The 25,701-nt window shown below is 47.4% G+C and carries 39 protein-coding genes and 1 tRNA gene; all 40 read right to left on the bottom strand.

The window, feature by feature from the left end:
• Positions 1 to 284: 284 nt before the first annotated feature.
• The gene (locus tag HUJ21_RS05635) at positions 285 to 1,349 is read right to left on the bottom strand and encodes a type I restriction endonuclease (RefSeq protein ID WP_291367977.1); all 1,065 of its coding nucleotides are present in this window, start codon (positions 1,347 to 1,349) and stop codon (positions 285 to 287) included.
• A gap of 267 nt (positions 1,350 to 1,616) precedes the next feature.
• Complete coding sequence (locus HUJ21_RS05640; protein ID WP_291367978.1) at positions 1,617 to 1,889, bottom strand: hypothetical protein; 273 nt, start codon at positions 1,887 to 1,889, stop codon at positions 1,617 to 1,619.
• A complete protein-coding gene (locus HUJ21_RS05645) occupies positions 1,867 to 2,046 on the bottom strand; it encodes a hypothetical protein (RefSeq protein ID WP_291367979.1) in 180 nt (59 codons plus the stop codon). Before HUJ21_RS05645 ends, HUJ21_RS05640 begins: the two co-directional genes overlap by 23 nt.
• 375 nt (positions 2,047 to 2,421) lie before the next feature.
• A tRNA-Met gene (locus HUJ21_RS05650) sits at positions 2,422 to 2,489 on the bottom strand.
• A 92-nt stretch (positions 2,490 to 2,581) separates the two neighbouring features.
• Positions 2,582 to 2,974, bottom strand: coding sequence for a hypothetical protein (locus tag HUJ21_RS05655; RefSeq protein WP_291367980.1), 393 nt, complete (start codon positions 2,972 to 2,974; stop codon positions 2,582 to 2,584).
• A gap of 197 nt (positions 2,975 to 3,171) precedes the next feature.
• The gene (locus tag HUJ21_RS05660) at positions 3,172 to 3,687 is read right to left on the bottom strand and encodes a hypothetical protein (RefSeq protein WP_291367981.1); all 516 of its coding nucleotides are present in this window, start codon (positions 3,685 to 3,687) and stop codon (positions 3,172 to 3,174) included.
• 12 nt (positions 3,688 to 3,699) lie between these two features.
• Complete coding sequence (locus HUJ21_RS05665) at positions 3,700 to 4,731, bottom strand: hypothetical protein (protein ID WP_291367982.1); 1,032 nt, start codon at positions 4,729 to 4,731, stop codon at positions 3,700 to 3,702.
• Positions 4,691 to 5,242, bottom strand: coding sequence for a hypothetical protein (locus HUJ21_RS05670; RefSeq protein WP_291367983.1), 552 nt, complete (start codon positions 5,240 to 5,242; stop codon positions 4,691 to 4,693). The genes HUJ21_RS05665 and HUJ21_RS05670 overlap by 41 nt, the downstream gene beginning before the upstream one ends.
• Before the next feature lie 53 nt (positions 5,243 to 5,295).
• Complete coding sequence (locus tag HUJ21_RS05675) at positions 5,296 to 5,535, bottom strand: hypothetical protein (protein ID WP_291367984.1); 240 nt, start codon at positions 5,533 to 5,535, stop codon at positions 5,296 to 5,298.
• A gap of 19 nt (positions 5,536 to 5,554) precedes the next feature.
• Positions 5,555 to 6,004: a lysozyme gene (locus HUJ21_RS05680; protein ID WP_291367985.1), complete on the bottom strand. Its 450-nt coding sequence runs from the start codon at positions 6,002 to 6,004 to the stop codon at positions 5,555 to 5,557.
• Entirely contained in the window at positions 6,001 to 6,471 is a 471-nt protein-coding gene (locus tag HUJ21_RS05685; protein WP_291367986.1) for a phage holin family protein, read from the bottom strand. The genes HUJ21_RS05680 and HUJ21_RS05685 overlap by 4 nt, the downstream gene beginning before the upstream one ends.
• 2 nt (positions 6,472 to 6,473) lie before the next feature.
• Positions 6,474 to 7,466, bottom strand: a complete 993-nt coding sequence (locus tag HUJ21_RS05690) for a DUF6712 family protein (RefSeq protein ID WP_291367987.1) — start codon at positions 7,464 to 7,466, stop codon at positions 6,474 to 6,476.
• Positions 7,453 to 8,499: a hypothetical protein gene (locus HUJ21_RS05695; protein ID WP_291367988.1), complete on the bottom strand. Its 1,047-nt coding sequence runs from the start codon at positions 8,497 to 8,499 to the stop codon at positions 7,453 to 7,455. The genes HUJ21_RS05690 and HUJ21_RS05695 overlap by 14 nt, the downstream gene beginning before the upstream one ends.
• 311 nt (positions 8,500 to 8,810) lie before the next feature.
• Positions 8,811 to 9,149, bottom strand: a complete 339-nt coding sequence (locus HUJ21_RS05700) for a hypothetical protein (RefSeq protein ID WP_291367989.1) — start codon at positions 9,147 to 9,149, stop codon at positions 8,811 to 8,813.
• A 315-nt stretch (positions 9,150 to 9,464) separates the two neighbouring features.
• A complete protein-coding gene (locus tag HUJ21_RS05705) occupies positions 9,465 to 11,084 on the bottom strand; it encodes a hypothetical protein (RefSeq protein ID WP_291367990.1) in 1,620 nt (539 codons plus the stop codon).
• Complete coding sequence (locus HUJ21_RS05710; protein WP_291367991.1) at positions 11,077 to 11,712, bottom strand: hypothetical protein; 636 nt, start codon at positions 11,710 to 11,712, stop codon at positions 11,077 to 11,079. The genes HUJ21_RS05705 and HUJ21_RS05710 overlap by 8 nt, the downstream gene beginning before the upstream one ends.
• The gene (locus HUJ21_RS05715; RefSeq protein WP_163386509.1) at positions 11,712 to 11,960 is read right to left on the bottom strand and encodes a hypothetical protein; all 249 of its coding nucleotides are present in this window, start codon (positions 11,958 to 11,960) and stop codon (positions 11,712 to 11,714) included. The genes HUJ21_RS05710 and HUJ21_RS05715 overlap by 1 nt, the downstream gene beginning before the upstream one ends.
• Entirely contained in the window at positions 11,953 to 12,543 is a 591-nt protein-coding gene (locus HUJ21_RS05720; protein WP_291367992.1) for a hypothetical protein, read from the bottom strand. Before HUJ21_RS05720 ends, HUJ21_RS05715 begins: the two co-directional genes overlap by 8 nt.
• Entirely contained in the window at positions 12,540 to 13,712 is a 1,173-nt protein-coding gene (locus tag HUJ21_RS05725; protein WP_291367993.1) for an AAA family ATPase, read from the bottom strand. Before HUJ21_RS05725 ends, HUJ21_RS05720 begins: the two co-directional genes overlap by 4 nt.
• Before the next feature lie 74 nt (positions 13,713 to 13,786).
• Positions 13,787 to 14,236, bottom strand: coding sequence for a hypothetical protein (locus HUJ21_RS05730; RefSeq protein WP_291367994.1), 450 nt, complete (start codon positions 14,234 to 14,236; stop codon positions 13,787 to 13,789).
• Between the two features lie 110 nt (positions 14,237 to 14,346).
• Positions 14,347 to 14,784, bottom strand: a complete 438-nt coding sequence (locus tag HUJ21_RS05735) for a hypothetical protein (protein WP_291367995.1) — start codon at positions 14,782 to 14,784, stop codon at positions 14,347 to 14,349.
• Positions 14,781 to 14,984: a hypothetical protein gene (locus HUJ21_RS05740; protein WP_291367996.1), complete on the bottom strand. Its 204-nt coding sequence runs from the start codon at positions 14,982 to 14,984 to the stop codon at positions 14,781 to 14,783. Before HUJ21_RS05740 ends, HUJ21_RS05735 begins: the two co-directional genes overlap by 4 nt.
• 57 nt (positions 14,985 to 15,041) lie before the next feature.
• Positions 15,042 to 15,314: a hypothetical protein gene (locus tag HUJ21_RS05745; RefSeq protein ID WP_291367997.1), complete on the bottom strand. Its 273-nt coding sequence runs from the start codon at positions 15,312 to 15,314 to the stop codon at positions 15,042 to 15,044.
• A gap of 464 nt (positions 15,315 to 15,778) precedes the next feature.
• Positions 15,779 to 16,243: a JAB domain-containing protein gene (locus HUJ21_RS05750; RefSeq protein WP_291367998.1), complete on the bottom strand. Its 465-nt coding sequence runs from the start codon at positions 16,241 to 16,243 to the stop codon at positions 15,779 to 15,781.
• A gap of 424 nt (positions 16,244 to 16,667) precedes the next feature.
• Complete coding sequence (locus HUJ21_RS05755) at positions 16,668 to 17,012, bottom strand: hypothetical protein (RefSeq protein ID WP_291367999.1); 345 nt, start codon at positions 17,010 to 17,012, stop codon at positions 16,668 to 16,670.
• Between the two features lie 191 nt (positions 17,013 to 17,203).
• Positions 17,204 to 17,410: a hypothetical protein gene (locus HUJ21_RS05760; protein ID WP_291368000.1), complete on the bottom strand. Its 207-nt coding sequence runs from the start codon at positions 17,408 to 17,410 to the stop codon at positions 17,204 to 17,206.
• Entirely contained in the window at positions 17,410 to 17,952 is a 543-nt protein-coding gene (locus HUJ21_RS05765) for a hypothetical protein (protein ID WP_291368001.1), read from the bottom strand. Before HUJ21_RS05765 ends, HUJ21_RS05760 begins: the two co-directional genes overlap by 1 nt.
• A 1-nt stretch (position 17,953) precedes the next feature.
• A complete protein-coding gene (locus tag HUJ21_RS05770) occupies positions 17,954 to 18,358 on the bottom strand; it encodes a hypothetical protein (RefSeq protein WP_291368002.1) in 405 nt (134 codons plus the stop codon).
• A 7-nt stretch (positions 18,359 to 18,365) separates the two neighbouring features.
• The gene (locus tag HUJ21_RS05775) at positions 18,366 to 19,445 is read right to left on the bottom strand and encodes a hypothetical protein (RefSeq protein ID WP_291368003.1); all 1,080 of its coding nucleotides are present in this window, start codon (positions 19,443 to 19,445) and stop codon (positions 18,366 to 18,368) included.
• A 30-nt stretch (positions 19,446 to 19,475) separates the two neighbouring features.
• Positions 19,476 to 20,726: a head maturation protease, ClpP-related gene (locus HUJ21_RS05780; RefSeq protein ID WP_291368004.1), complete on the bottom strand. Its 1,251-nt coding sequence runs from the start codon at positions 20,724 to 20,726 to the stop codon at positions 19,476 to 19,478.
• 57 nt (positions 20,727 to 20,783) lie between these two features.
• Positions 20,784 to 21,194 (bottom strand): hypothetical protein, encoded by a 411-nt coding sequence (locus tag HUJ21_RS05785; protein WP_291368005.1) that lies wholly within the window; start codon positions 21,192 to 21,194, stop codon positions 20,784 to 20,786.
• Complete coding sequence (locus HUJ21_RS05790; RefSeq protein ID WP_291368006.1) at positions 21,194 to 21,619, bottom strand: hypothetical protein; 426 nt, start codon at positions 21,617 to 21,619, stop codon at positions 21,194 to 21,196. Before HUJ21_RS05790 ends, HUJ21_RS05785 begins: the two co-directional genes overlap by 1 nt.
• Before the next feature lie 61 nt (positions 21,620 to 21,680).
• Positions 21,681 to 21,968, bottom strand: a complete 288-nt coding sequence (locus HUJ21_RS05795) for a hypothetical protein (RefSeq protein WP_163386523.1) — start codon at positions 21,966 to 21,968, stop codon at positions 21,681 to 21,683.
• A 525-nt stretch (positions 21,969 to 22,493) separates the two neighbouring features.
• A complete protein-coding gene (locus HUJ21_RS05800; RefSeq protein WP_291368007.1) occupies positions 22,494 to 22,712 on the bottom strand; it encodes a hypothetical protein in 219 nt (72 codons plus the stop codon).
• A gap of 116 nt (positions 22,713 to 22,828) precedes the next feature.
• Positions 22,829 to 23,059 carry a hypothetical protein gene (locus HUJ21_RS05805; RefSeq protein WP_291368008.1) on the bottom strand — a complete coding sequence of 77 codons (231 nt, stop codon included), beginning with the start codon at positions 23,057 to 23,059 and terminating at the stop codon, positions 22,829 to 22,831.
• A gap of 63 nt (positions 23,060 to 23,122) precedes the next feature.
• Positions 23,123 to 23,464 carry a hypothetical protein gene (locus tag HUJ21_RS05810; RefSeq protein WP_291368009.1) on the bottom strand — a complete coding sequence of 114 codons (342 nt, stop codon included), beginning with the start codon at positions 23,462 to 23,464 and terminating at the stop codon, positions 23,123 to 23,125.
• Positions 23,461 to 24,285, bottom strand: a complete 825-nt coding sequence (locus HUJ21_RS05815) for a DUF5131 family protein (protein ID WP_291368010.1) — start codon at positions 24,283 to 24,285, stop codon at positions 23,461 to 23,463. Before HUJ21_RS05815 ends, HUJ21_RS05810 begins: the two co-directional genes overlap by 4 nt.
• A 6-nt stretch (positions 24,286 to 24,291) precedes the next feature.
• Positions 24,292 to 24,717: a hypothetical protein gene (locus tag HUJ21_RS05820; protein WP_291368011.1), complete on the bottom strand. Its 426-nt coding sequence runs from the start codon at positions 24,715 to 24,717 to the stop codon at positions 24,292 to 24,294.
• Between the two features lies 1 nt (position 24,718).
• Positions 24,719 to 24,913, bottom strand: a complete 195-nt coding sequence (locus HUJ21_RS05825) for a DUF3820 family protein (RefSeq protein ID WP_291368012.1) — start codon at positions 24,911 to 24,913, stop codon at positions 24,719 to 24,721.
• A gap of 31 nt (positions 24,914 to 24,944) precedes the next feature.
• Positions 24,945 to 25,649 (bottom strand): hypothetical protein, encoded by a 705-nt coding sequence (locus HUJ21_RS05830; RefSeq protein ID WP_291368013.1) that lies wholly within the window; start codon positions 25,647 to 25,649, stop codon positions 24,945 to 24,947.
• Between the last annotated feature and the right edge of the window lie 52 nt (positions 25,650 to 25,701).

Consider the following 25,701-nt stretch of genomic DNA (forward strand, 5'->3'; position numbering starts at 1 on the left):
CGTTCAGACCAAGCTGCATTTAGAGGGGGAATAAAATCAATCACATTCAAATAGCTCCCTCTTTTGGCTGATGTATGACACAAAATTAATGAGGGTTGTGTCAATGGTAATCCTCTCTGGTGAGACAGGGAGGATTTTTTATTACTTCAAAGGTATTCCTTTTTTATCAAAAATGTAAATATTTCATTTAATTTTTATTCGAAAATTTGAAAATATCGTTAATGGATAATTCGAAAATGCCTTCAAGGGGATTAATTTAAGTTGTTTTTGAATTTCAAGACATTTCAATTACCATTGTTTTCCTCTTCATAAAAAGCTGCTGTTTCCAATAAATGACTTTCAAAATTGTAAATGTCTTCCAGGGTATCAATTAGATGCTTGGTTTCTTTTTTGTCTTTATCAAAAACACCAATGTATTTGTTGCTGCTATTGAATCTAAGCCTGCAGAGGGGTTTTCGGTTGTTGTCGTCCAGTAAAATACCAAAATAAGACTGAGTATCTCGTGCGATGATGCGGCCCTTTTCCAATTTACGCCTCAATATGGCCTGAACGATTCTAAATCCTTCCAACTCCTCTTCCGTGGTGACTACTTTTGATTCTTCTTCATCCTCAACCGGATCAATGGTGGATTTCTCGTTTTCTTTATTTAAAGCACTGTGAAGCCGGTCATTTACCTTCTCAGAAATCATTTGAGAAAATGCCTTTTTTACCAGATCAGTAAACTGCTCCAAAACCTGGGCGGTAATCCGTCCATTGTAATTTTGTGAGGCAAAATGCTTGACAAATTCCGGGCTGGGGGTAGAAAGTTCCTGATCTATGGAATTCCGGATCCCTTTCAGATACTTTAACAGCGAGGCATTATCAACTATTTTATCAACGTCAAAATTTGATTTATGGAACTTGGCAATTTCGGCAATCTGGCTCTCTTTCAGGTTTAAGATATCAAATTCGAAAAATGCCTTTTCATCCATTTTATTGGATTCCTCCAGATCAGAAAAAAATCTGTATTGAACGCCATTGGTCAAAAGCGAAAATCTGGTTTTGGTAACATGGAAATACCTGAAAAGTTGAGATCCATGAACGTCAAGCTTTTCTCTCCAGTGCTTGCATTCGATAATTAGAATAGGGATACCATCCTGAAAGATGGCGTAATCTACTTTTTCTCCCTTTTTAAGGCCCAAATCAGCCGTAAACTCGGGCACCACTTCAAAAGGATTAAAAATATCATATCCTAGCAAGTTGATAAATGGGAGTACAAATGCATTTTTTGTTGCCTCTTCGGTGCCAATCTGATCTTTAAGTGAAGCGACCTTTTCTGCCAGGGCCTTAATTTGGGGTTGAATATCCATAAGTGTAAAGAATAAAATGAAAGAAAAATTGATTTTAAAACAATTGATGCCTTGAATTTAAAAATTTAATACAAAATATCAAATAAAAGATAAAGTCAGACTGTTCGTTCGATGTAGCTGGAATTGTCAGTAATAAAATATTTCTATAAAAAACAATTTTATTCTTAATAAATTACTCTTAGATATAAAAATATGATTTTAGTTTGTAATTTTTTAAATTTCCATTCACTTTGATATCAAGCTGAATAGCCTGAAAAAAGATAAATATTAGCGGTTATTAAAAAGAGAATTGAAAAAGGGCAACATCATTTCTGCGTGTTCTTTTGCCATTTTTTTTGCTAATCCCACCAGGTGCTCTTTTGCAAACCGGATTTCAACCAAAGGATAGTGCTCTATATTGGCCACAATTTCTTTCCAGGAGTCACTTAATACCTTCAATTCGTCTGTAGTATCGGCTTCTTTCAGTATTTCGGAAATAGATCGGATCTTCGTAGCAGTTGAAGGGTTTGGTTTCTCTTTATTCTTTAAAAGGTTCTCCATATAGATTAAAGCCGAATTTGCAGCACATATTGAGGTGGTGATGGTAGGTTTTGTAATTGTCCCGGTGCCTTACGATCCATCCCCATTCACAAAATATTTTATGCATCCACCATTGCCGGGGTTTGGGGCAGTTGTTGGTAATTCTTGCCCAGCTCATAACATCGAGGTGATTATCCAGCCGATAAGGATTATACCTATGATATAAACTATCAAGGATGAAAAGTCAAATTCTGGTTCCGTGAACATGTTTTCGTGCTTTCCCATAATTGAATTTTACGAAAAACCCCTCCGGAAATGACCGAAGGGGTAGACTACACTTGTTTTGGACGGGATGTTTTGGTGGTTCTCCCTGGTGTCCTTTTTCTTAAGCCGTTTCCCATCTTTTTCTACTTTTCCAAAAGCACCACCAGCAAACGGTTCGATCTATTTCACACGGGAACCCTATCCCGCTGATCAGGCGGGAAAATACTGTGGTCTGATCGTACGCATCAAATCACAATACCTTATCGGGTTCCCTTCCTTTTGGTTGTTGTGGCGGGAGGTGGAGTCGAACCACCTTTACCTGGCTTATGAGACCTGGTTTTTACCGAAATTTCCCGCAATGTATTGATAACCCACTAGCTACATTCGCTGATAGGACTTAATTTTAGTTATTTTCACTTGCAATTGCAATAAAAATTAAGTGTTTTTCGCTATTTACTTTCCAGCGGGCCTTTGATGGACTGGATGGCAGATTCCATTAGCTGGTAGCCGAGGACTCCCTGGAGGTCGTTGAGCCGGCCGTAATAGGCACGGCTGTACCATTTTTTAGGCTTGCGGCCGCTTTTTTCTTCCAGCAGGGCACGGTTGCCGGCCTGGCTTTCGATTTTGCGCCCCCTGCCGGCTCCCATATCTACGAATCGCCCACGAAGCAGGAAATCGATCTGCGACTCGAACAGATCCTGGGATACGGTTAGCACCCTGGTCTTGAAGCTGCGGTCCAGCTCTCCGCTCTTACCAACTTTCAGCCGCTTTCGCTCCCGCTCGAGTACCATCTCGGTGCGTTCGGTCCATCGGGTGAGGATTTGGAGGATTCTTGATTTCATGGTTTAATTGGTTAATCGGTTAACTGGTTAATTGATTAACCGCTTCCATTCTTCCAACTTTTTATGCAGTAATTTTCCGCTTACAAATTCTCCATCCTTCATCCAGGCTCCCCAAGTGTCATGCTCTCTGGTGTAACCTTGATCTCGTAGCCATATTTGAAAATCATTAGCCATATTTTAGTGCCATTCGCTATTGATTAATCCCAGTCATCAGGATTGTAGTAGATGGGGGCGTCCTGGCCGATGTTGAATTCGAAACGCCAGCCGTAGCAGTTGGAGAATATGGGGCCGACCTTGAAATACTTTACCTGTGCCAAGTCAAAGAACTCGATGAAGCGCGGGGCGGTTTTGTTTCCTTTGAACCGGTTGGTTTTGTCTAGGTGCATTTTGCCACAGATGCCCATACCTACGGACTTGGTGGTGTCCATGGCGGCCCGGCGCTGCTGTACGTCTCCCCTGGAAATGCTCTGCTGCAGGATGAGAAAGGCTCCGAAGTTTTCGTCCCGCATGCCGTTGTTGGCATAGGTGAGTTTTCCTTCGGGGTTTTCCAGGATCATAGATGGAGTGTCGAAATTCAGACTGCTGTTCATCGCCGACAGGATATCGTCAATATCCATTACTGCAAAGTGCTTGTTGTCCTCGCTGTGTGCGATCCGGTGGTATCGGGTGGCCAGGTCGAGGAAGTAGGCTTCGTACTCGGTATACGTAATCATGAGGATCTGTTTTTAGCGGCGTTTTTTGGTTGTGGATTTTTTGGCGGCCTCTTTTTGCTGTCGGATTCGGAAGCTGATGTCTGTAAGGGCGATGGTAAGATTGGTATTGGCAATCTCGGTGAATTGGGTCATGTTGGCCGATAGGCCGGTCATCAGATCGAGCCAGTTGCCGGACTTCTCTTTTGCGCCGAGCTTCTGCATGAGGTCGGTGTTTTTGTTTTCGTCTTTTTTGAATATAAGCGGAAACATCCGGATAATCTGGCTGCGGCAGCCATCGAACCACATGAGTATGGCAATCCGTACCGGCAGGGGAAGCCGGGCGATCTGCCGGGCACGAAAGGGAATGGTGGTATCGATCAGCGGCACCCGTGGGTCTTCGTGTACCTGGGGATCGTAATCCCTGCGGCGCGGGCGGTAGAGCACGGCAATGAGTTTATTGAGCCATTCCTCATCCCGGTCCTTCAGGTAGCGGGTGAAATATTGCTCCGCTTTGACATACTCCCAGAGGGTACAATTGGCCATAGCGGAGGTCGGACCGTACAGTGCGGACTTTGGGACATATTGGATATATATTTTTTGGAGCTTTTGGGCGGTAAATTGGGTGAATTCGGCAAAAGAGCGTGTAAGGAAGACCAAATCCCCCCGTTCGAGGGTATTGGCCTGGAAGAAATAAAACCATTGCAGGCGGAGCCGCTTATGCCATGGAAGGGAGCGGGTAAGGACGATGACAAGTAGTTTGGCCAGGCTGATCCGGTCCAGCCGCTGGGAGGAAAGCCAGGCTACCTTGATGACCTGATCGGCGGTAAGCTCGTCCCATCGGGAGGGGAGCGGGTAGGTGGTTTTATTGATGTGGACCTGGTGCATTTTGATGGTTTGATGATGTGATGGTCTGATGATGTGATGATTGCCCTTCGGCTGCCTTCGACTTCGCTCCCTTCGGCTACGCTCCCTTCGGCTACGCTCCCTTCGGCTCCGCTCAGGGACCACAGGGACCAGCGATTGGTTAAAAGACTCCCAGGCCTCTGAGGAAGGAGATAAGGGCAATGATACCTAAGATGACTATGCCTATGAGTACGTAATGCTTTATCTGCTCCCAGAATGTGGGTTGGGATTTGATTTCGGTGGTGGTGGTGACGGTACGGAGGCGTTCGATTTCTTTTTCGAGTAGGCGGATGGTTTTCTCCTGCTGCTCGCAAATGGCGGAGATATTGCCCAGTTGATCGATGATCAGGCCTACCTGCATTTGTGTGTCGGGATCGGTGTAAGTTAGGGTATTGGTGATGGTTTCAGACTTGACGCCGCTCTGGATCAGATGGACCAGGCTGTCGATATTGATGGCCGGTGACTGGATGGTCTGCCCTGGGACCTCGATGATGCGGGGAATCTCCCGGACGATAACAGAATCTTTAGTGATGGTGTTGGTACTGACCTGAGGGGCTTTGCAGGAGGCGAGGAGGATGATTAGGATGATGCCCTTCGAGAGTATCCCTTCGGCTCCGCTCAGGGACCGCAGGGAGCGCAGGGAACGGGGGGATAGGATTGATTGGGTTTTCATGGGGTTTGGGTGAATTGCCCCCTTGGGATGTCCCTCGGGGGCGGGTTAGTGGTTTAGCTTTTTTTGAAAGTGGGCTTGACTACGAAGTCGTAGACAAAGACCTGTCCGAGCAATGCCAGGATCACTTCGATGATGCCTACACCTGTGGGCAGTGACAGGGCAATGCCTGCAAACAGGATGGTGACGATCAGGGTGGCGATCTGCCCGTTGATCTTCGGGAAGAAATAGAGCAGCATCTGAGTACCGGAGAGAATGAGGGCAGCGAGGCTGCCGATTTCTGGTAAGTTTTCCATTTGTGATATGTGTATTTGGTTAAGATTCAGTGAAATATAAGTCGGCTTCGGCTTTCCGCCTGGTAACTAATCCGGGCAATACCTTGCCGCCTGCATGGACCCAGCGGTGGAACTCATCCCTGATGGATGGATCGGTGGGGTTGGCATTGACTTTTTTGAGCAGCGTAGACCGCTCCAGGGCTCCAAGGCCCAGGTTAAAGGCGAATGAAACCAGCGCCGAAAATTGGTTTGGGGTTAGGTGAGGACTAACGAGTCTACCAACGCCTTTTTCGAAAGATGAGACGGTAACAATGAGCAGCTCTTCTGCCTGTTCTTTGGTGATGGCATCACCCATCTTTACCGGCTTGCCGTCCGGATAGCTGGTGCTACCATATCCGATGGTGGGTATACCTGCCGGGCAGAGGTAGGCATCAAGGCGAAGGCCTTCGGAATGTTTGATCAGGTTTAGTCCTGTGTGTGTGGTTCTCATGGTTTATTTCTGTTGGTGACTTGGTCGATAAGATCGAGTAGTTTTTCCAGCCATTCCCATCTGGTGAACCGGTACCATTTGACAAAAATGGAGCGGAGCTCTACTGTGATGAAAAGGGTATAGAAAGGAAGGTTGAGGTACTTGATCAGGTTGGTATCTGATTCCTCCAGCAGCATTTTGGTGGCGACGCTGAAGGATATGATGATGGTGAAATAAGCGATGCATTTATCCATCAGTTTGTCACGGAATATTTTTCCGGAAAACTCTTTTTGCCGCCATGAGATGTAGGAACCGCTGATGGTGTCCATAATGAAGATGATGAAAAACGCAATGGCAAATGCCCACTGGCTGAAAACATACTGGCAAATAAAAAGGCCTACAGCAGTGACGAAAGCATATAGTTTCGGATGCAGTATTTCTTCGTAAACATGGGTGAGTTGTGCAGATATGTAATTGAAATTTGGCATAATCATAAGAATACAAGCCCTGCATCGGGGTCGTTTCGGGGAATGTGTGTCTCCTGGTTTTCGTCTGAAATATAGTTGGAGCTGAGGGTATACTCCGGGAAGTGAGCGGACTGGGCCTGGCAATATTCCAATAGCTCGGTAAGGGCTCCATCGGCTTTTTTGGCGTAGGAGGCCGCAATCTGCTGTACCAGTTCCTGCGGAGCTGTGGCCTTGGAAGTGGTGATGCGGCTCTGGAGCCCGTCCAGGATCAGGGGGCCATTGTCCGAAAGGATAAGCATGGTATCCATGAAGCCCTCCCCTATTGTGGCAAATGCCAGGGCACGGGAAGCTTTGATGTGGGCTGTGTTTAGCCGGGCTTTTTGGGCAGGATCAGTCTCGCTGGCGTAGCTGAGGATCTTCTGCCAGAAATCCGGTCCGACTGCCTCACTGATCACTTCCTCCTGCTGGTAATGCAGCGTGGGGAGCAGCTTGTGAAATAATACCCGGCTATCACCAAGATGCACAAAGCGCTGAAACTGGCGCAGGGTACTGATCAGGGAAGACTGGGCGGCCTGGTAGGTCTCGGTATCTTCCCAGAGCGTCTTCAGGTCGCCTGTCGGCAGTGTCTCCATAAGCTCCAGGGCCAATTCGATGGCCGACCAACCCTGTTTGGAGAGGCTGTTCTTGAGTTCGGATACCTGCCACTCGAAGGCGGTTTTGATATTTTCCGTGGATTGGATATGGATTCCTGAGCTATCGAGATTAACCTGTCCGAAACTGATGTATTCGAGCAGGGCCAGGTGAGCCGTCGCTTCGGATAGCAGCTGCAGGAGTTCTGCCTCTGGGGAGTTTTCAGCCTGTACCGCACTGATCAGGTGAGCATAGATTTCCTTGCTGAATTTCTTTTTGATGATATCCCGCTCTACCATGATGACTTTTGGTTGGATATCGGAAAAATCCAGTTGCAGGGATACGGGGATGTATTGTTTGAGTTCGGTGATATTATTGATCAGCATCAGTGTCGGGGTTTGGTGTATTGTCTCGCTTGGATGGGGTGACCTGATTTAGGGTCTGCAGGTAGGGCCTTCCCAGCCACCAGTGCGTTTCCCAGTCTTCATTGTTCCATCCGTTGTGCCAGCTGCTGTATTGCCATGGATCCAGGATGATGTCTTCGTGTGCGGTGACCAGGCTCATGTATATATTGAGTGCTTCCCGCTTGTCAGATCCGGAGCGGTTGGATCCGCCCTTGCCGGGGATAAGTCCGGAAAGGGAGGGATCTATGCCGGTTGCCGACATGATTTTCATAACCACTTCAGAGGAATCCGCCAGAAAGACTCCGTCTTTCATCTTGTCATCCACGGCGGTGATCTTCCAGCCGCCGTATTCTTTTCCCATGGATGTTTTGAACATGGTGAATACGGACTTGCCGGCATTGCGTGCGCCCATCAGAACATCGTTGATGACCTTGAATTCCTTTTCGGTGGCCTTTTTCTTTTCGGAGGATTTCATGGAGCCCCAGTTGGGATACCGCTCCGGCATCCAGTAGTCAGGCATCTCGATGTGGTAGCGGATGAGGGCGAGATTTTTGAGAATTCCCGCTTTGGTTTCCGGGATCATAGCCCCGAAATCCAACCATCCGCTGGTCTGCAGTGACCACCAGTGGATGAGCTGGTAGTAGTTTTTACCGGTGGGATAGCTGAGCGGAAAGATATATTTGAGCGTATCTCCGCGCTGCTCTTTGAGTTCTTCGGGATAGGTATTGAGAATGTCCAGACACTGTACCTTCCGGAGTTTGTCATCATTTTCAGAGCTGTTCCACTCGCTCCAATCGGGATGCATGTAGACGAAGGGAATGGTGCCATTTTTTCGCTTGGCATAGCGGCAATCTTCTGCCTCCATGGCAGCAATGCGTTCGACCTTATCCCTTTTCTCAGAAAGGATGATCTGGGGGAAGACGTTGAACAGGTCGTAGAAATCTATGGAAGCCCGGAGCAGGTAGTGCCTGTTGCGGTAGCGAAACTGGTCAATTTCGTAGACCATCTTCCGCATGTTCGGATATTTCAGTGGGTCGATGGGCTCTTTGGTGAAGCGGTCCCGGATGGTGTAGTTCAGCCCACCGCCATAGAGGGCGCGGGCTTTCCAGTCCAAGGCGCTGACCAGGTCGGGGTTGTTTTCCTTGGCCTGCCGGGCGAGCTGGGGGAAGTCATTGGCCTGCCCCCACTCAGCGATAACCAGGGCGTCCCTGAGTTCCTCATCAGGTGGGGGTGTCCATGTGGGCCTGTTTCTACCGATGGAAGGCGAAGAGAAGAGCACCGGTGAGGCGGTCTCCTCGAAGTACATGATGCTGCCGTCGTCGTTGCTTACCATATTATTCTAAGGCCATTAAAGTGGGTGATGAGTCTGATGTGTACGGTGGTGATGCTACCATCTGGGGAGGAAACATTTCGTGTGGCATTCTGGTAATGCCTGGGGGCTTTGGATCCACCGAATCCGTCTACTCTGCGCATGTGCATAGGGAGTCCTTTGGCGTGTTTGCTAAGGATGCCTCCTTCTATGGTCATCTTCTTCCCTCCGGTGTCGCGCTTGCGGTCGGCGGTATAAAAGGTGATGGTGAAGGGGGTGGGATTGCCTTTATGATCGAGGCGGTCCATGGCCCTGAGTGCATCTCTAAGTCTTATTTTGGCTGGTTTTGCTTCCACGGGGGTCAAGATAGTGGAAGGATGGTGTGGGGGGTGGGACGGTTAATAGATGGTAAAGGACAGGCCTCAGCATTGGCATCATTCTAATGGTTTTATTTTTTTCTAAAACCATCAAATAGCATCATTGAAATTCATCTTCAACCATATAATATTTTGAATTTCAATACCTTGCAGGTTTTTCCCAAAAAACCTGCCGCCCCCGCGCAGGTTTTTTTGACGACCCACCCTGTCCGCTGTTTGCAATTGCACGGCACAAAAAAAATCCGTATGTGATTACGGATTGCAATTTTTTTAAAAAAAGTGGTCTGATTGGTTTTACATAGACGTTGCCAAAAGAAATGATTTGTTGCCCTCCATCATTGGTCTATATTTAGACCAAACCAAACAATCCAGCGCCTCCCCTCCGTGGGTTGCGTGTTGGGGTGCAATTGTTTTCTTTTGTTCGGATGACTTGTCTTTCTGAAAGTCCCCCTTCTTATCTTTCCGGGTGACTGTTGCTTTAAGGGATATCAAAAGATCAATGTTGTTCCCCCTGTTCACTCTGAACGGCTTAAGCTTTTGGTCCCCTGCCAATACCTGCTGCCAGAGGTAAAACCTGGATCGGTGGTTGGGTGAATAACCTATGTAGTTTTCCATCACATTCCATCCTTTCTTAGATAGTTCAGTAATCCATTCGTCTGCAAAACTGATATCGGACTTGGCATCCTCCCCTACTGCAGTATGGTCAAAATTATAAATGATGGTATTGTTCACCTTCTTTTTGTGCCGGTAATACTTATCAAAATCAGCAACCAAATCCTTTATCTTCTTCGGCTTCAAAACAAAAAGGGAATTGATTATATCATAGGTGGCATCTTTCTCCTGACCTATGGTAACCCAGTTGATAGCTGAGTTATAGTCACAGCCCAACTCCAAGGGCATCTCCCATACCAGGTCAGCATCAAACCTGCAGTCCTTTTCGGTCCTCCCGGTAAGTCCATCGATGAATTCGTTGTTGGGCGCATAGTAGCCATGCTTCTCCTCATCCAGCAAATGGTAAAAGGAATTCTCTGGTTTATCCGGTTTTCGGTTCAGAACAGATAAAGAGAATTCAAATGGGGTAAGCTGCTCCTTATAGTTCTCGATCACCTTAATGCCAAGGGCATGGACGTTGTCAGCTGTTGAGGCACGGCTGACATAGTTCAGTCCTATCCTTAGGGTATTGATATCATCCTCGTAGCCGCCAATCTCCTTCTGAATTTGCGCCTTTCTCCTTTTGCTGGCAGTCAGGTATTCCTTTTTGAGATCGGTAATTTCTTTCTGTACGGCCAGAATGATTGAAGCTATTTCGTTATTGCTGTCAGATTCGATATCATAAACCCAATCCCCTGGCATGCCGGGTGTGGGCTGATCAGTGGTAAGCAATAAGCTTTCGCAACAAGATTGATCCCCATACAGGTGGGCCTGACCTCGGAGGGTAAGCAATACCTCCTTGAACTTTTCCCGAGGAAAGAACTTCACCTCATCCCCATAGATGTAGGCCAGCGATGCGCCATTGGCTATGTGGATCCGGTCAATGGATATCAGTAGCTGAGCGGATCCATTAAACCATTTGATCAGGTGGGCATTCGTGCTGGGTTGGCGATAGCATTTAGGTATCTGCAATTCTTCCGGTGGTGCCTTGCGGATCCAATAGTGTACGTTTTCCTCAAAGCCCATACGCCGCCAACCTACCTGAAGGGCCGGGATGATCATGTTCAGCAGCTTATCATATGTAATGGAAACAATACCACCCAGCGAGCCAGGCATATCGAGGCTATTCCTAAGCACAAACTCTGCCCCTGGTCCTTCTGTCTTGCCGGTACCCCTACCCCAAATACAGGTACCCAGCTGCGGACGGACCAGAGACATTTCCAGCTGGGGAATATTGTAGTGAATTTTATTAATATCACTCATCTTCGGCGGTGGGTTCTAATACAATTGCATCCTCGATTTCGTCGCTGCGGCGCTTCTCTTCTACCAGCTTTTTCATTCGGGTTTTCCAGTTTGCGGGCAATTTGTTTTTCAATTCATCGGGGAAGAAACCAACTTGGTACTCGGGTATTTCCAGCCGCTTGTACATTTCTGCATCTGTGGTGCCCATAAATTCAAGAATAGCACTTTTGTACTCTTTCATCAGGCCTGTAAAGGTTTTTCCATCGCCACTGTCCCTGGCCAGGTTGATTCCGGTGATTAGCAATTGCATGTAGGTATCGACGTGGTATTGCTTGTTGAAGTGGGTGACATCACCAAAGGCTTCCTGGGTTTCGTTATAGATCCTTCTGGCGGTGGAGTAGGAAATATCCCAAAGCCCTTCCATCATGGAGATAACCTTTTTGGCTCCGCCGTATTTCTGGATCAGGTTGGAACATTCTTTCATGCGGTTTAGCTTTTCCTCCAGGGCAGGGCTGAGTTCTGCATTCGGTAGCTTACCCTGCAGGAAAAGAACGATCTTTTCCACGTCGGTCCGAATACCAAGTTGGTTGGTCTTCTTTTCCGGCCATCGGTTTTGCAGTACGTTATTGTTTTCAGTGTTGGCTGCCATCAATAATTTTTCCTTTTGAGTGATTCGATCATTTTCACAGCATAGGTCTGAGCCACGGAGCTGCCATTATTGGCCAGGTCAACGATGCTTTTCCGGATCTTTGCTTCGGATAGCAATCGGCTGCCGCGGATGGCTCTTTCCAGCTTAGGAGATAGCTGGGTGATTTCCAGAATTTCCATGATTTCCTCATCAGAGAAAAAGAGCCTGCCCAGCTCTTTGGCTTCCTCGATTAGTTCTTCCTCAGTCATTGCCTCCCTCCTTTCGATTAATTTCCCGGCTTATCCAGTCTATATTGAATTGTGCCGTCTTCTGATCGGTAAAGATCACTCCGGCTTCCAGCCTGGGGTTTTTGGAAAAATTGGCTGATCCCATTACGGATATACTCCATTCCTTATTGGTGATCACCAGTACTTTCGCATGGCACTTAGTAAGCCGGATATTGGTGATGATGTTAGCGGCTAACTGAAATGCTTCTGGTTTCCGGCGCTCTATCCGATAGTCCAGGACGGCATTTAGCTCGGTGATGAGTCCCTTCTGTATCATGTCTACCATGGCCCGCATGGATTCCTCGGATATGGTCCAGGTGGTAAACCATAGTTTACATGGGCCTGTCTGAATCAGCAGGTATTCCATGAGCTGGTGCATGGACCACTTGCCTCCGGTGGCAAAGGGGATTACCTGGTTTTTTTTAATATTCCCGATTGCTTCTGCCAGGTCTTTCAAATTGCTGATCAATCGTGGGGATGGAGCAATATCAGATCTAATTGCGGTCGCTTCCGGACCGGTTGGCAATTGGCTAATGGTAATATCCTTGGTTGAAAAAAGGCTCATTGCAATGCATTTTCGAGTTCTTTCTTTTCGGCTTCCCATTCGGGAATTTTTTCGGCTTTCAGCTTGCCTTTTTTGGCCTTGCTGATATAGGTACGCAGAGTATTGATGCGTTTGGTCATCTGTGCTTCGCTCAGGTTTTCGATTCCTGACTTATCAAAGTTTGGCAACTCACCGAATTTTTTCACGAAATCGGCCTTATCCCAAAGCTCCTGAACCTGGTCCATCAAGTCGAGGATCTGGAAGGCCATCTCTTTTCGCTTATCCTCGTCGGTTTCATGTTCGAGTTCGATAAATAGAAAATTGGCCTCCTTGTACAGCGGTGCCCATTCTTCCCGGGTTGGCTCGGAGTAGGTCGGGGAGCTGGCTGCAGTACTCCCCTGCTCTACCGGATCGGGCCTTTCTTTTGCCTGGGATTCTCCTGGTGGTGTTGACTTGACTGGCACCGGATCTTCTGGCGTGTTTTTCAGATCGGCGAGGTATTCGTTGAGCTCTTTCTTAAGCTTAAGCCGGTTAAAGTCATCTTCTCCGGTGGATAGCGTTTCCTTGACAAAGGCTTTTCCGGATACGTTGCGCTTAAACCAGTCCAGGGCTTCCTGATAGTGAAAGTCATCAAGTAGGGACTGTACGTCCTGTAATTTATCCTGTGGAAAGTAGGTTCGAATGAAGCGACTGACCAGTTGATCTGGGGAGAATGTTTCACTATCCAGTGTCAGGTCCGGCCGGATCCAGCGGGTTTTCTCGGCATAGCGGTTGATGAGTTCCTCGGGCGTGAGTCCCTGGCCGTACTGGGGTACCACATGAAAGTGTCCGTTTTGCTCCCTGGATCGATGTCTTTGCAGGCAAACTACCGGATCACAGCGGATTTGTACTAAAAATACGTTGTGACGATCGGCCAGGAGCCGGTAATGCATGTCTTTGAAAAATCGGGTGGCACCGGTGGTTTCGTACAGGATCTTATCGTGCTTGTCAAATTCCCGCTGGGTGGCCGCAGCCACTTCCCTTTCGAACTGCAGCGGGTCGTGCTGTTCGGTGAGCACATCTTCAAATCGCTTTTTCCGAAAGTCGTCCAGGCAGATATAGGTATAGTCAGGCAGCTTCTCAATGAGCATCTTGCAAAAGGTACTTTTTCCGCTGCCCATATTTCCTGCTACTATGATGATGGTCTTCATATCACGAATATGCCAGCAAAAAGCAATTGCAACCGGGACAGGTTGCAATTGCATAATTAATTAGGAGAGAATGCCTACCAGACATCATCAATGATAGTCGTACTCGTTATTCTTCGTATTCTTATGGCCGTGCTTAGAAAGTACCTCTTAATTGGAGGGTATTCGTTAAAGTCATCCATTAACGGTACATCAAGCCAAGACCTGAGCCTGTTGCCGATTACCAATACTTTGGATTTGGCGTAATAGATAGCGGGCATTGTATCCTGCTGATGATTATACCATTCGATGAAATCCAACACCGATTTCCATGTATTTTCGATGCTGTATGTATCAAGTTTAAGCGTAGTCTTGTAGGTCTGGTATTCCTGCATTCTATAGATTTTGTTGATGCAGGGAATGAGTCGGTCCCATAATTGATGATAGGCCAAAAACCCAATCCTCAGATCGTCTTTATGGACTACTTCTCCGCTATGACGAATTGTGTAACATTGGTTATCTGTATCCGGCATTGGGATTAGTTCCATACCCATAAATTTTGCAATCATTATATTCTGTATCATGTCTGTTTTTATTTGGTGTAAATAAGAACCCAGCACCTGTGTCGATGCCGGGCTGAAAGTATAAATCGGGAAGGTCAAAATTTCACCTCCTTCAAGTCAAACACCTTCATATAGGCCACATCCCGGTATTTGCTGAGTAATCGCATAAATTCCGCATTGTGCTTTTCCAGCCTTTCTAGGGAATTAAAGGCATCCATCAGCCGCTTTACCCGGTCTTCATTTTCGTGAATCTGCTTCCAGAAGGCAATTACCGTTTTTGTAAACTCATGCACTCTCAGGTAAGGGATCACAGAGCCGATGAGCTGCATCCGGAATACCTGCCTTCGCCAAAGTCCGTCGAGTAAAAAGTACATTTTATCCCTTTCTTCTTCTGATTCCATCAGTATTACAAAGCAGTTGGGGCAGGGCTCCTTTAGTGGCCTTCCGGTATTGTAGCCCCGCGAAAGTGCAAATAGGTGTGGCCTTTTATAGCTGTTTCCTTCTTTGTGGGTTTTTACGGTAAATGAGATCATAACTTCACTGCCGACTTTAGTCTCCTGGCGCTGGAGGTTAAAATGTGAAGCCACTTATCCACCCGCATGCAGGCACTTCGGGCAAGGTGGAGCCGGCAATAAGCCTCTCCGGATTCTTTTACCTGTTTTTGCCAGATCACCTTGTGTTGGATAGTCCTTCCTGTTTCTCCCCTGTGCATGGATGCGGGTACCTTTCGCACACATTTTAAGGCCAGGTCGTCCGAACATAAAAAAAGGCCCCGGAGGACCTTTTGAAATCAGGAGGCAACTTCCTGTGCTGCTTTTTTTCGCTTCTTGGGAGCGGGTTTGGATTCGATGCGCTTGCTGATGTAGGCAGTGTGCGACCTTCCGTAGTTGTCTTTACTTTTCATGGATGCTACCTCGAATATAAGGTATTCATTTTCACCGTATTTGACCAGCTCCTTTTTTAGCAGCTCTTCGACTATTTCCTTGCTGATGGTCACGCGTACGATGTCGAGGTTTCCTACTTTTGACCCTTTGCCGATGTACTTTTTTTCAAATTGTGTCATGATTGATATTTGTTTAGGTTATTAATTTGATTATGCCTGAGATTAGTGGACGGATCAGGGACACATGGGCCATGGGTCCCGATCAAAAACCGGGAAGGATTCCTCAGGAAAGCCCTGTTTTTGGTCGGGAGCGCAGCCTCCCATGGACCGTGGCCCGCCGTCCACATCTTTGCATAAATCACAATTGATCAACCGTCACAAAATCCATGACCTGAAAAAATAAGCGGGTAAAGTGTCTGGTGGAAATTCTTACCGTACTGACCAGAAAGCAATACGTCGATGCTTTAAGAGTGGGCAATCCGATAAAATAACCTGTCGGGGGCTATCGGAAAAGTATCAAGGAAAAAGCACCTGTCTGTCTGGCATCGATTACTCCCGGCTAACGAAAAAAAAACAGAAATTGGCTACAATCAAAAGGCCCCGGGTATCATTGGGAAGGATGACAAAAAAAAGGGGGAATCCCCCTATATTTGTCCTTCATCTGCCAGGCTGTAATATCCTTCTTTGGTGATGATCAGGTGATCCAGTATCGGCATATCTATAAATTGTCCGCCACTCACGAGTTTTTTGGTTATTTTCAGGTCTGCATGGGAGGGCTTTAAATTTCCTGATGGATGATTATGGGCTAAGATAAGCGCATTGGCATTGGTCAGAAGCCCGAACTGAAAGATCGTCTTTGGGTCTACGATCACGGCAGCGGTGCCGCCAGTGGATACGAATCTATAGGCTATTATCTTATTGGCCCGGTTTATCGAAAGCACGCAAAAGGACTCGGTATACTCGATAGTATCGTGATCCCAGATTGTGTATAAAAATCCGTTCACATCAATAGAACTTGATACTTTGGCGTAGGGCTGCCCGGTGGTCCGGTAAGACACTTTAGCTTCGCCGATGGTGTTGAAGATCTGAAGTTGTGCTGAGTTTTTCATGATAGCCTTGCCGACTTTTTTCTCCTGGCTCTGGAGGTTTTATGAAAATTGATTTTGGCTACCACTCCGGCACCTGAAGGGAATAAGGGCAAGAGGAAACGGAATAAAAAAGCAGGGGAATGCGGGCAGTTTTATGCCGTAGTCTCTTGACCCGTATCCCGGCAGCGTGCCGAACTTTGCTAATATCTATTGGAATTAATGCAGGGTGGTTTTGGCTTAGGGATAGAAGCAAGGTACCGTGTACCGCGTATAGCCCGGCCCGACCGAAGGAAGGGAAAGCCCCAAAAAGTATAGTTCAATTATACCTAAAAATACTTTACAAACAAACTTATATGTATTTTATATACTTATAAATGTAATTAACAAAAAAATCCCCACCATATTCGGCAGGGATTATCTGGGTGATTATGATTGTCTGGTTTGGCTATACTGAAAAATATGTTTTACTCGTCCATTCCATAGCCAGGTCGCACGAGCCGGGATCATAGTGCAAATCTACCCGATTAGTGACTTGGTTTACATGGAATGCTTCTGGCTCCGGAGCTACGTATGATGTGATTAGGTCTGCATCATTTACAGGCTGTGCCTGACTCTGGTATATCTCCGGTGCCGGAGGTACTTCGTAATCCGACTCCATTACCAGCTTGCATTCGTTGCAGAGTTCCTGATCCGATAGTTCTACTTTATCAGCAGGTGGGTCAGGTTCGATAGGCCAGGTGGCTCCTCCCAGGAATACCATAAAGGCCAAAAGTGCGATGAGATTTTTCATTGGCAATTTGTTTTGGTTATAGTGTGACGGTAAATAAATGAACTTCAATATGCCCTCTTCCGGGCAGTCGTCATGGGACATTGTAAAAAAGCCACTCATTCGCTGCCTTCGCTCCCTTCGACTTCGCTCAGGGACCAGATGCACCGGATGAATGGCCTTAGTCAATTAACAATAAAACCAAAAATCCAACATTATGAAATTGCTTCTTCTTTGTCCTTGATTTTCTTCCCTGATGGCTTGGCCTTTCGCAGGTAGCTGCTTCCCCTGGCCACCAGCCTTTCGGCGGTGGCTTCGTCGATTTTCGACAGGTCGACGATACCCATAAAAGTACCGATAGGCCCGGGCTTCACGCCCAGGACTTCGTACTTACCATCCAGTATTTTGGTCACCTTACTCATCAGACGGCCTCAGTTAGCGGCACCTCGTCGATATACATAGGAGGATAAAAGATCGACCTCACAACAAAATTGGTCACTTTCTCTCCGCTGATCTCCGCTCCTACTTCTATGCCTCCAGAGTCCACCTCTGCAGGCAGTTCATTATAGCCAAGAAAGCAATACTGGGTAGCTCCCAGAAACTTAAAGGCCACAACCAGCTTCCTGTTTCGGTTGGCTCTCAGGAAACCTACCAGCTCCTTGTCCGCTCCGGACCTGGCGATGGTGAGCATGTTCATAAAGGACTTGGCTCCCCTGGGTCCTTCCAGCGTGGTAGTAAGGGAGTTTCTTTCCAGGGTGGCGGAGAACTTATGAAACTTTTTGCCTGTCTTCATTGTGAAGGTAGCCGCTGCCAGGTCCACGTAATCGGAATTGGTCGTACCGGCGGTTAGGTCCGGCAGAGCCGGAAAGGTCTCGACATCAAAATAATCCGCAATACATACTTCCGTATTTAGAGCCGCGGACTCCTCCAGGTAAATTTGTCCGGTATAATCAAACAGATTCATCTTACTTCACTTTTTTGATGAGGCCAGACTGCTTTTTGATCAGTTCTTTGGCGATTTCTTTATCGGCGGCGATGTCTTCGGCTTTGTAGGCCTTGCCAGCTTTTACAAATCCGCCCACTACCAGGTAGGTGCTGCCATCGATGCTGATGGTGTTTACCTTGCTCCCTTTGGCGGCATTTACCTTTTCTTTGAGATCAGCGACGATCTCAGCAGCATCTTTCAGCTCGGATTCGTTCTTCTTGATCTCGGCTTTCAGTTCCTTGTTTTCGGTCTCGAGTGTGGCTACTTTATCTTTCATAGCCTGCAGTTCTTTTTCGGTATTGGAGACTGACTGATCTGCTGCCTTGCTTTCTTTTTCGGAATCGGGAGCAGCTGGTGCCGCTCCCTTATTTTTATCTTCTGCCATGGTTTTCTTAATTCTGGTCATTTACATACAGTGGTGCAAGATCCCGGAACTGGGTTCCGATCATCCATTTTACTATGGCCCTGTACCCGTGCAGGGTATCTACCAGCTTGCCTACCTTATTGGTATCGGATATTTGGTTCATACCCACTATCAGGTTACCGGGAGGAGTGATGATCACCCTTCGGGATCCACCCATCCAGGTTCGTGGCATTACCCGCAGCCTTCCGCTGGTGCCTTTCAGGGCAAAGGGTCGCCCTTCTTCGATATCCACTGCACCGATACCGGCTCCGGATCCGAAGAGCTTGTTTACATTCACGGCCAGGTCCTCGTGCACCCCGTAGGATACATGGGCGATCATGCCCCGGCCGTTGTTGTTTTTGTGTGCTTCGGGTACGGCTCCCCACATCTCCTTGAAGTAGGCGTAGGCATCGGTATCGTCAAAGGTGCCGGTACCTACGGCAAGAAGTCCCTCTTCGGCGATGGCTTTCTTAATAATCGTGTCCGGACCATCGGAAATCACCTTGTTATCGGCATCTTCCCATTTGGCTTCGGCAGATGAAGGAGATTCACCAGCAGAGGTGATGGCCGTGCATCGGTAGATGATATTATTGAAATACACCAGATCGTCCACCGCATAGGTATCGCCGGATGCCCATTCCTCGGGATCGTCGTGGTACTTGGAGTAGTAGAAGTTATCATTGATCTCTTCTGCGATCTTGGCAAACTCCTGCGCCCATACCCAGGCTGCGAAGGGCACTTCCTTGGCATTGATGTCCAGCATTTCTGACTGGAATGTTTCCCGAAGCTCCTCGGGGATCATCTTGATGATCTTCATGGCTCTTCGGGGCATAAGCACCCGCTTAGTCCATCTTCTCCCGCTCTTGGCAGTCTCGATGTCCAGGTTTAGCGGCCTTGATCCATCATCTACGGTCATCTTATTGAGGGCCAATGGCGTCAAGACATTCCGGCGAACGTCCAGATCGCGCACGATGTCCAGGCCATTCAGCATCTCGTTGATCAGAACCTTGTCCTGTTTTTCGATATAGCCTTTGATGGCTTCTATATCGGTTGCTGGTTTTACTGACATTTTGGTATTAGTGGTTTAGTTTTAGCTTATTTACTCGGCTTTGGCTTTGATTCCAGCCTTAGCTCTCAGGGCTTTTATTTCTGCATCGGTCTCAGAATACAGGTAAGATTCTTTCTCATCCCCCTCGATGGGGTCAGGATTATCACCGCCGCTGTTGTCTACCTTCACTCCGGAGTTGCGGTAAGCCTGGATGTCCAGCTTCAGGGTCTTGTTTTCCTCGGTCAGGTCAGTGACGGAAGTGGTCAGGTTGCCTTTTTCGGTTTTCAGGTTGGTGACTTCTGTTTCCAGATCGGTTTTTTCCTGTGTCAGGCTGTCTACCTGGTCCTGAACGGGCTGCACGGCCTCGTCTACCCGGGCCTGCACTTCGTCGGGGGTGAACTTCTCATTGGCTCCGGTGAATGCTTCGATCTCTGCCCGGATGGCAGCGATGTCCTCGGCACTGACCTGGTCTTTTGCCAGCAGTGCCAGTGAATTTTTAAAATCCATATCTTCTTCTGTTTCGGTTTGGTTGCTTGGTGGGCTGGGTGGATCCTGAGGAGCCGGTGGATCGGCCTTCAGCTTAAAGGTCTTTTCCATATAGGCGGTGAGGCGTTGGAAAAGTCCGCGCTCGTCGGCGGCTTTCTTTTCGGGATTTTCACCGGTATAGTGGGCCATCACCTGGCTGAATGCCATATCGGTGATGTCCTCGGGTGGGGCATCCTCAGATTCGTAGTCTTCAATCTGGTCTACAAATCCCTCTTCCTCTGCTTCCTGAGCGGTGAGCCAGTGGTCTTTGTAGTTCATGTACTTGCTCTGAATGTCCTCCAGGCTCTTGCCGGACTTATCGGCAAAGTGCTGGGCGATGATGCCATTGTACTTATCCATCATATCTGCCATGTCCCTGAAGTCCTGTGCGTGACCGATGGCCAGGCCATTGGTACAGTGGATCATCAGCAGGGCATTTTTGGCGGTGTGGACCGTCTTGCCTGCGAGAAGGAGTACGCCGGCCATGCTTGCGGCCAGCCCATCATTATAGGTATGGATGTCTTTTTTGGAGGCGGCGATGGTATTGAATATGGGAAAGCCATGGTAGACCGATCCCCCGGGGCTGTTGATGTGGATATTGATCCGGTCGTAGTCTTTTTCCAGGGCTTTGAAATCCCTCACAAAGCGGTCGGCGGTGTTGGTCATCCTCCAGGTGTCTGTATCCAGGCTGGGGATGGTGCCATAGACCATGATGTCCACGGTCTTGCTTTCCTTTTGCTTGTTGGTGATTTCGTAAAAGAGTCCTTTCTGAGGCATATCTTGTATGATTTGATACAAGGATAGCCAGATGGACCGGGCCGGAATGGGACAAAATCAGGCCGTTTTGGGCAGGGTGCAGGTAAAAACGAGGGTATTGTCGTTGCTGTCGCTGATGCCTGGGGCACTCTGCCTGCGGTACTCCATGCGGCAGGGATGCTCCTCACTGCCCAGGTAATGCCGCTCCCCGTTCAGCGTCTCTATATATATAAGGAGTGGGCGAAAGAAGTAGCGGCTGTGGAAGTACTCGTCCCGGGGAGTATTGGTATCTACCCGGAAACTGATCAGGTAGCCCTGGTCTGTCTCCTCAGAGCTTTCGGTCAGCTCTGCCCGCTCCGGAAGAAATGGACAGAGCTCAAAGTGGGTGTCCAGAGAGACGGTGTCGGGGATATCGTCTTCCAGATAGATATCGGGGCTGAGATCGGCATCGGCTACCATTATCAGGGTGATCAGGGAGGTTCGTTCCATTACCATAGGGGGATGAGATCAAGTTCTTTTTCGCGTTTCCGGTACCGTTGCCACTTTTTCCAGGCCGTTTCCCACTCAAATTCTTCGATGGCCAGGTCGTATTTGTCCATAAACTTCCTGATGGCCTCGCTGGCATCGAGCTCGTGCGCCACGGCAGCTTCCACGAATAGCAAAAACTTCTGGTTAAAGGTATGCTCTATCATGCGGGCCAGGGCGTACAGCCTGTCCGGACTGGCATAAGGGCAGATGATGGTGATCATGAGTTGGTTTTTACCGGGAGCTTTCAGGAAGCTTTCAGATATATTGCTTCGGTGGCCCTTCTTTTTGATGTAGAGATAGTCTACCCTCAGGAAGTGGGTGTAGCCATAGTCTCTTTTCAGCATTTTGAAGGCGGGCAGGGAGACAGGGATTTCGTATGCTTTCATGTTAAAAAGATACTATTAGCGTTTTTCACTTTTTGGGACATATTGGATATATATAAAAAAATTACAATTTGAAGGTTTTGATAAACTGCTCCCTTACTTTTTTGTCTGCGGCGAAGTAATCTTTCAGGGCGGTGATGTAGTCCTCCTCATGGGCTGGCTCGGCGGTAAGGCGGAGTATTTCTTCGGCCTTTTCCTGGACGGATACCACATCACAGCCCCTGGCGTGGATAAAGCCGCCTCCCTCCGTGGCGCATACCTGTACCCAGTAGACACGGGCTTCTTCTTTTTTGGGGTCACAGTCGAGTTTGAGGATTTTCTTTTGCTGTTCGTCGATCCAGTAGCTGTTCATCTTTTTTGTACTTTTCTAATGTAGGAAAAAGGGTATATCAAAAAGCTAAATTCACTACAATATAAGCGTTTTTCGCTAAACTTCAAAAACAGTGTAACATTGTAACATCCGTTACCAATCGGAAAAAGTGCATTGATTATCAGATGGATAGGAGTTTTCAGGCTGTTACAAATGCCTGTTACAAGGCGTTACTTTTGTAACATATTAAATGCTTCGTTTTCAAAATTAAACCTTACGTTCGTTGACAGGCGTAACATCTGTAACAAACCCACTTGCGGGAAACCGACATATACCGTATCTATTCCTATATATTTTATAATTATATTAATAATGTTACAAATGTTACAATGTAACGCCTTTTTTTCGCCACGAAAATGAGGGGAGAAAATGGGTAATTAGTCTAAATATTTAGTTATTGTATTCTGTAAAGATTTCAGTTGCAAATGGGCACAAAAAAATCCGAGGGGAAGCTGCTACTTCCGCCCGGATTGATACTACAGTTTAATTGGTTAATTGCTTAACTGATTAATCGATATGGGAAAAAAACCATTCTTGCTTTCCCATCACCTCCTTTTTCACGAAAACATATGATCTACATCTTTTTTTCGGTGGTTGGGTTTCATACCTGTTGATTACCGTTGGATCTGGCCAATACGTCACCTTGTATTCGTTTGGGGTTTCCGGGTGCTTGTTTGGGTCTGGGAGTTTGTCGATTAGTTTCTGGAGTTCTTTGGCCGGTATCATTCGGATCGATTTAGGTGAAGGAAATTTATTGAGGGGAGATTGAAAGGAAGGTGCTAACGGTCGATTAGCTCAAGTTTCGTGGCCTCAACCTGCGCCAATCTTTGCGTTAGGGTTCATTAAGTATACACGCATCCGCACTCATGACATATATCAGCAGCAATATCAAGTTCATCGTCAATACCAGCATCATCAGTAACAGTTAGTTCAAGGCTATCGCACTCCACACATTTCCTTTCTATCGGATTATTCACTTTTAAATGTGAGTAGTCTTTCCCGTCAGAATAACGCACACCAGCTAAGGGTGCATGGCCTTTGTCTGTTTCGTTAGGGTTGTGTTTTTCGCTCATTTTAGTCCTATTTTAAAGTTATGTGGCTCGGTTCAGGTCAGCCACTGCACCTTATCTTTATCGTTATCTACAAGGTGGCACTACTGATAAGTCAATAAACCAGTCTCCTAATATTGATATTGTGTATGCCCATCTACCGTGAGGTCTTAATTCAGCATCCTTTAGGTGGTAGCCATTTCTACTCCAAATCGTCTCACCAACGCACGCACTTATAGCTTCTACAAGTTCTTCTTTAGGTTTAGCGTCTTCAACCCAAGCAACTGCAATTAAGTCTAAGTCACGGTGCATGCTTCCGTGCATCGCTAAAGTATAACCACACTCTAATGCTGCTCTTTTCATGTCATTATAGAGGCATGCATAAAAGACTGGTTTACCTTCAACTTTTATTTCATCTTTTGTTTTCATCTTTGATTTTGATTTGAATTATGAATAACTGGAAACTCCCTCACCCGCAGATCTTCTGGCCATTCGCTGATATCTCCGCCGTGGCGGTCTTTGAGGGAAAGTTCTTTGGCCAGGTGGGTGCCGAGCTGCTTGACGAAGACGGGGATGTCTGCCTCCTGGCATTCTTTTATAATGACCCGAATCCATTCCACTTTGCAGGGTCGGTAGCGGTATTTCCCGGTTTCGTTGCCGGATTCACCGCCGATGATTACCCAATCAAAAAACTTGAAAACGGAACGCTCTTGAATCACTAGATGAGGTAATCTGAAATTCACTGAAGTGAAAGTAGGAAGAAACTCATATTCATATAGCGGTTCGATAGATAAGAATTTCACCTTTGCTGGTATTTCATCATCCGAAAGCGCCAATGCACGTGAAAATCCGTTCATACTCCCCACACTTGTCCCGAGCCACACATTATTCCATCCATCGCCCCAGTCCTCGGGGAGGTGAGCTGCGATGCGCTCGGGTCGCTTGGTCAGGATCTGGAATGTGTGCTGGGGGCACTGGCGGATGATCTCCCACATTTCGTCTCGGAATGAATCGATCTCCGGATGGAATACGTCCGTCAGGCTGCTGACAAAGATTCGGGAGGGCTCTTTGATCCGGAGGGGTTTGGTAAATACGGTCTTGGTCTTGCGTACTACCTTCGGATCATACCGGGTGTTTTTCATGCTATCCCGGTACATGTAGCAGTATTTGCAGTCTTCGTCCACCTTGGTGCAGCCTACGGCGATGTTCCAGGTGTAGTCTGTCCATTGGATGTTGGTTTGTGATGTCATGGGATTTTAGGTCAAAAGTTTAAAATTATTTTTCTCAACTTCCTGATACAGGGTATTGCCTGACTTCATCAGGGTGTAGGGTAGGAATACCTCTGCCATGCCTGCCACTTCGGCTTCTACGATGGCCATCTGTGCTTCTACCCAGTCTTTCACTATTCGCCAGGAGACTCGAATGGCCTGCTCCCGGTTGCAGAGGTTACGTGGTACTTTCTTGTTTTTCTCCATGGCCCGCAGTACTCCGGCATAATTTGCCGGAAGGGAGAAGGCAGTCATCTGATCGGCTACGTTAAGGCAAAAGGTGACGGCAATGGGTATTCCGTCATCGTCGTAGTCGCAGACGATCTTCTTGGCACCATGAGCCACCAGCGTTTGCTGGATCTCACCAATGGTCTTGATGGAATCGATTTTTGTGGTATAGTTTAGTATAGCCATCTTAATCCTTGTTTAGATTTTCTACTCCGTAGTCTTCGATGTAGCTCAGGATCCGGCTTTCGTCCTGGTTGAGGGGTTGTCCGGATTCTGATTTCATCATGATGCGGTTGTACAGCCAGAGCAGATAGCTGTCGGGTACGTTGGCCATGGGCGTATTTTTGTACTTACCAAAGGGCATGAGGGTCTGGTCGTTCATAGCTTTTAATTTTCGATTTGACTGTCTTTGATCAGGCGCGCATGACTTCGATGGTCTCCAGGTCTTGCATGCTGATGCAGCGGGCAGCGATGTCTGCTATTTTGAGTTCGGCATTGAGCGGTCTATACAGGGCAAGTCCTACGATGATCTGGTAGTCTAGTGAAAAGAGCAAGAGTGCATCATTGCCTGTGGTGACCATGTAGTAAATTTTTTCGGCTTCGGATACCGCTATCGCCTGGATTAGCTTATCGATATTGTCTGATGTGATCATCTTTCCGTCCAGGGTGAACACATATTCTGGATCTCGAACTTCGATCGTTCGGTTGGTTCGGATCTCTCCGGTCTCCTGGCAGTGCTGGCAGTCGTAGGTATCTCCCCAGTGTTCAAATCGACCAGCTCCCTCACAGCTGGGGCACTCGGCGGTTTCATTGGTTTTGATGAGTGGAATTTCATTTAGCATGTCGATTAATTCCCGCTTCTCTATTTCGGCCTGGTAAAGCACGGCCTTGGGCAGAATGCCCTGTAGGTTGACCACTTTTGCCTCTGGTTCAGGTACCTTGTTTTCCTTGCATTCAGGGACGAGGATAAAGGAATGTGAATTGGCCGCTCCGGTCCATCGGGTCTGCCCCCACTCCAGTGGAATGTAGTGGCTTAGCCTTTGCTCGTAGGCTGAGGTGGGATGCTTTACCCGAAAGAGGTCCAGGAGTTCAGTTGTTTTTTCTTTAATTGGATTCATGGGATTGATGATTTGGTTATGTAGTCAGGTTAGGCATCACTAGAAATTAAAT

The sequence above is a fragment of the Cyclobacterium sp. genome (assembly GCF_014762705.1).
GTDB lineage: Bacteria > Bacteroidota > Bacteroidia > Cytophagales > Cyclobacteriaceae > Cyclobacterium.

Excerpts from the sequence above, each read along its gene's own strand:
- HUJ21_RS05635 (WP_291367977.1), bottom strand. The coding sequence starts at position 1,349 with ATGGATATTCAACCCCAAATTAAGGCCCTGGCAGAAAAGGTCGCTTCA.
- HUJ21_RS05640 (WP_291367978.1), bottom strand. The coding sequence starts at position 1,889 with ATGGAGAACCTTTTAAAGAATAAAGAGAAACCAAACCCTTCAACTGCT.
- HUJ21_RS05645 (WP_291367979.1), bottom strand. The coding sequence starts at position 2,046 with ATGAGCTGGGCAAGAATTACCAACAACTGCCCCAAACCCCGGCAATGG.
- HUJ21_RS05655 (WP_291367980.1), bottom strand. The coding sequence starts at position 2,974 with ATGAAATCAAGAATCCTCCAAATCCTCACCCGATGGACCGAACGCACC.
- HUJ21_RS05660 (WP_291367981.1), bottom strand. The coding sequence starts at position 3,687 with ATGATTACGTATACCGAGTACGAAGCCTACTTCCTCGACCTGGCCACC.
- HUJ21_RS05670 (WP_291367983.1), bottom strand. The coding sequence starts at position 5,242 with ATGAAAACCCAATCAATCCTATCCCCCCGTTCCCTGCGCTCCCTGCGG.
- HUJ21_RS05675 (WP_291367984.1), bottom strand. The coding sequence starts at position 5,535 with ATGGAAAACTTACCAGAAATCGGCAGCCTCGCTGCCCTCATTCTCTCC.
- HUJ21_RS05680 (WP_291367985.1), bottom strand. The coding sequence starts at position 6,004 with ATGAGAACCACACACACAGGACTAAACCTGATCAAACATTCCGAAGGC.
- HUJ21_RS05685 (WP_291367986.1), bottom strand. The coding sequence starts at position 6,471 with ATGCCAAATTTCAATTACATATCTGCACAACTCACCCATGTTTACGAA.
- HUJ21_RS05690 (WP_291367987.1), bottom strand. The coding sequence starts at position 7,466 with ATGCTGATCAATAATATCACCGAACTCAAACAATACATCCCCGTATCC.
- HUJ21_RS05695 (WP_291367988.1), bottom strand. The coding sequence starts at position 8,499 with ATGCGGAAGATGGTCTACGAAATTGACCAGTTTCGCTACCGCAACAGG.
- HUJ21_RS05705 (WP_291367990.1), bottom strand. The coding sequence starts at position 11,084 with ATGAGTGATATTAATAAAATTCACTACAATATTCCCCAGCTGGAAATG.
- HUJ21_RS05710 (WP_291367991.1), bottom strand. The coding sequence starts at position 11,712 with ATGGCAGCCAACACTGAAAACAATAACGTACTGCAAAACCGATGGCCG.
- HUJ21_RS05715 (WP_163386509.1), bottom strand. The coding sequence starts at position 11,960 with ATGACTGAGGAAGAACTAATCGAGGAAGCCAAAGAGCTGGGCAGGCTC.
- HUJ21_RS05720 (WP_291367992.1), bottom strand. The coding sequence starts at position 12,543 with ATGAGCCTTTTTTCAACCAAGGATATTACCATTAGCCAATTGCCAACC.
- HUJ21_RS05725 (WP_291367993.1), bottom strand. The coding sequence starts at position 13,712 with ATGAAGACCATCATCATAGTAGCAGGAAATATGGGCAGCGGAAAAAGT.
- HUJ21_RS05730 (WP_291367994.1), bottom strand. The coding sequence starts at position 14,236 with ATGGAACTAATCCCAATGCCGGATACAGATAACCAATGTTACACAATT.
- HUJ21_RS05735 (WP_291367995.1), bottom strand. The coding sequence starts at position 14,784 with ATGATCTCATTTACCGTAAAAACCCACAAAGAAGGAAACAGCTATAAA.
- HUJ21_RS05745 (WP_291367997.1), bottom strand. The coding sequence starts at position 15,314 with ATGACACAATTTGAAAAAAAGTACATCGGCAAAGGGTCAAAAGTAGGA.
- HUJ21_RS05750 (WP_291367998.1), bottom strand. The coding sequence starts at position 16,243 with ATGAAAAACTCAGCACAACTTCAGATCTTCAACACCATCGGCGAAGCT.
- HUJ21_RS05755 (WP_291367999.1), bottom strand. The coding sequence starts at position 17,012 with ATGAAAAATCTCATCGCACTTTTGGCCTTTATGGTATTCCTGGGAGGA.
- HUJ21_RS05760 (WP_291368000.1), bottom strand. The coding sequence starts at position 17,410 with ATGAGTAAGGTGACCAAAATACTGGATGGTAAGTACGAAGTCCTGGGC.
- HUJ21_RS05765 (WP_291368001.1), bottom strand. The coding sequence starts at position 17,952 with ATGAATCTGTTTGATTATACCGGACAAATTTACCTGGAGGAGTCCGCG.
- HUJ21_RS05770 (WP_291368002.1), bottom strand. The coding sequence starts at position 18,358 with ATGGCAGAAGATAAAAATAAGGGAGCGGCACCAGCTGCTCCCGATTCC.
- HUJ21_RS05775 (WP_291368003.1), bottom strand. The coding sequence starts at position 19,445 with ATGTCAGTAAAACCAGCAACCGATATAGAAGCCATCAAAGGCTATATC.
- HUJ21_RS05780 (WP_291368004.1), bottom strand. The coding sequence starts at position 20,726 with ATGCCTCAGAAAGGACTCTTTTACGAAATCACCAACAAGCAAAAGGAA.
- HUJ21_RS05785 (WP_291368005.1), bottom strand. The coding sequence starts at position 21,194 with ATGGAACGAACCTCCCTGATCACCCTGATAATGGTAGCCGATGCCGAT.
- HUJ21_RS05790 (WP_291368006.1), bottom strand. The coding sequence starts at position 21,619 with ATGAAAGCATACGAAATCCCTGTCTCCCTGCCCGCCTTCAAAATGCTG.
- HUJ21_RS05795 (WP_163386523.1), bottom strand. The coding sequence starts at position 21,968 with ATGAACAGCTACTGGATCGACGAACAGCAAAAGAAAATCCTCAAACTC.
- HUJ21_RS05800 (WP_291368007.1), bottom strand. The coding sequence starts at position 22,712 with ATGATACCGGCCAAAGAACTCCAGAAACTAATCGACAAACTCCCAGAC.
- HUJ21_RS05805 (WP_291368008.1), bottom strand. The coding sequence starts at position 23,059 with ATGAGCGAAAAACACAACCCTAACGAAACAGACAAAGGCCATGCACCC.
- HUJ21_RS05810 (WP_291368009.1), bottom strand. The coding sequence starts at position 23,464 with ATGAAAACAAAAGATGAAATAAAAGTTGAAGGTAAACCAGTCTTTTAT.
- HUJ21_RS05815 (WP_291368010.1), bottom strand. The coding sequence starts at position 24,285 with ATGACATCACAAACCAACATCCAATGGACAGACTACACCTGGAACATC.
- HUJ21_RS05820 (WP_291368011.1), bottom strand. The coding sequence starts at position 24,717 with ATGGCTATACTAAACTATACCACAAAAATCGATTCCATCAAGACCATT.
- HUJ21_RS05825 (WP_291368012.1), bottom strand. The coding sequence starts at position 24,913 with ATGAACGACCAGACCCTCATGCCCTTTGGTAAGTACAAAAATACGCCC.
- HUJ21_RS05830 (WP_291368013.1), bottom strand. The coding sequence starts at position 25,649 with ATGAATCCAATTAAAGAAAAAACAACTGAACTCCTGGACCTCTTTCGG.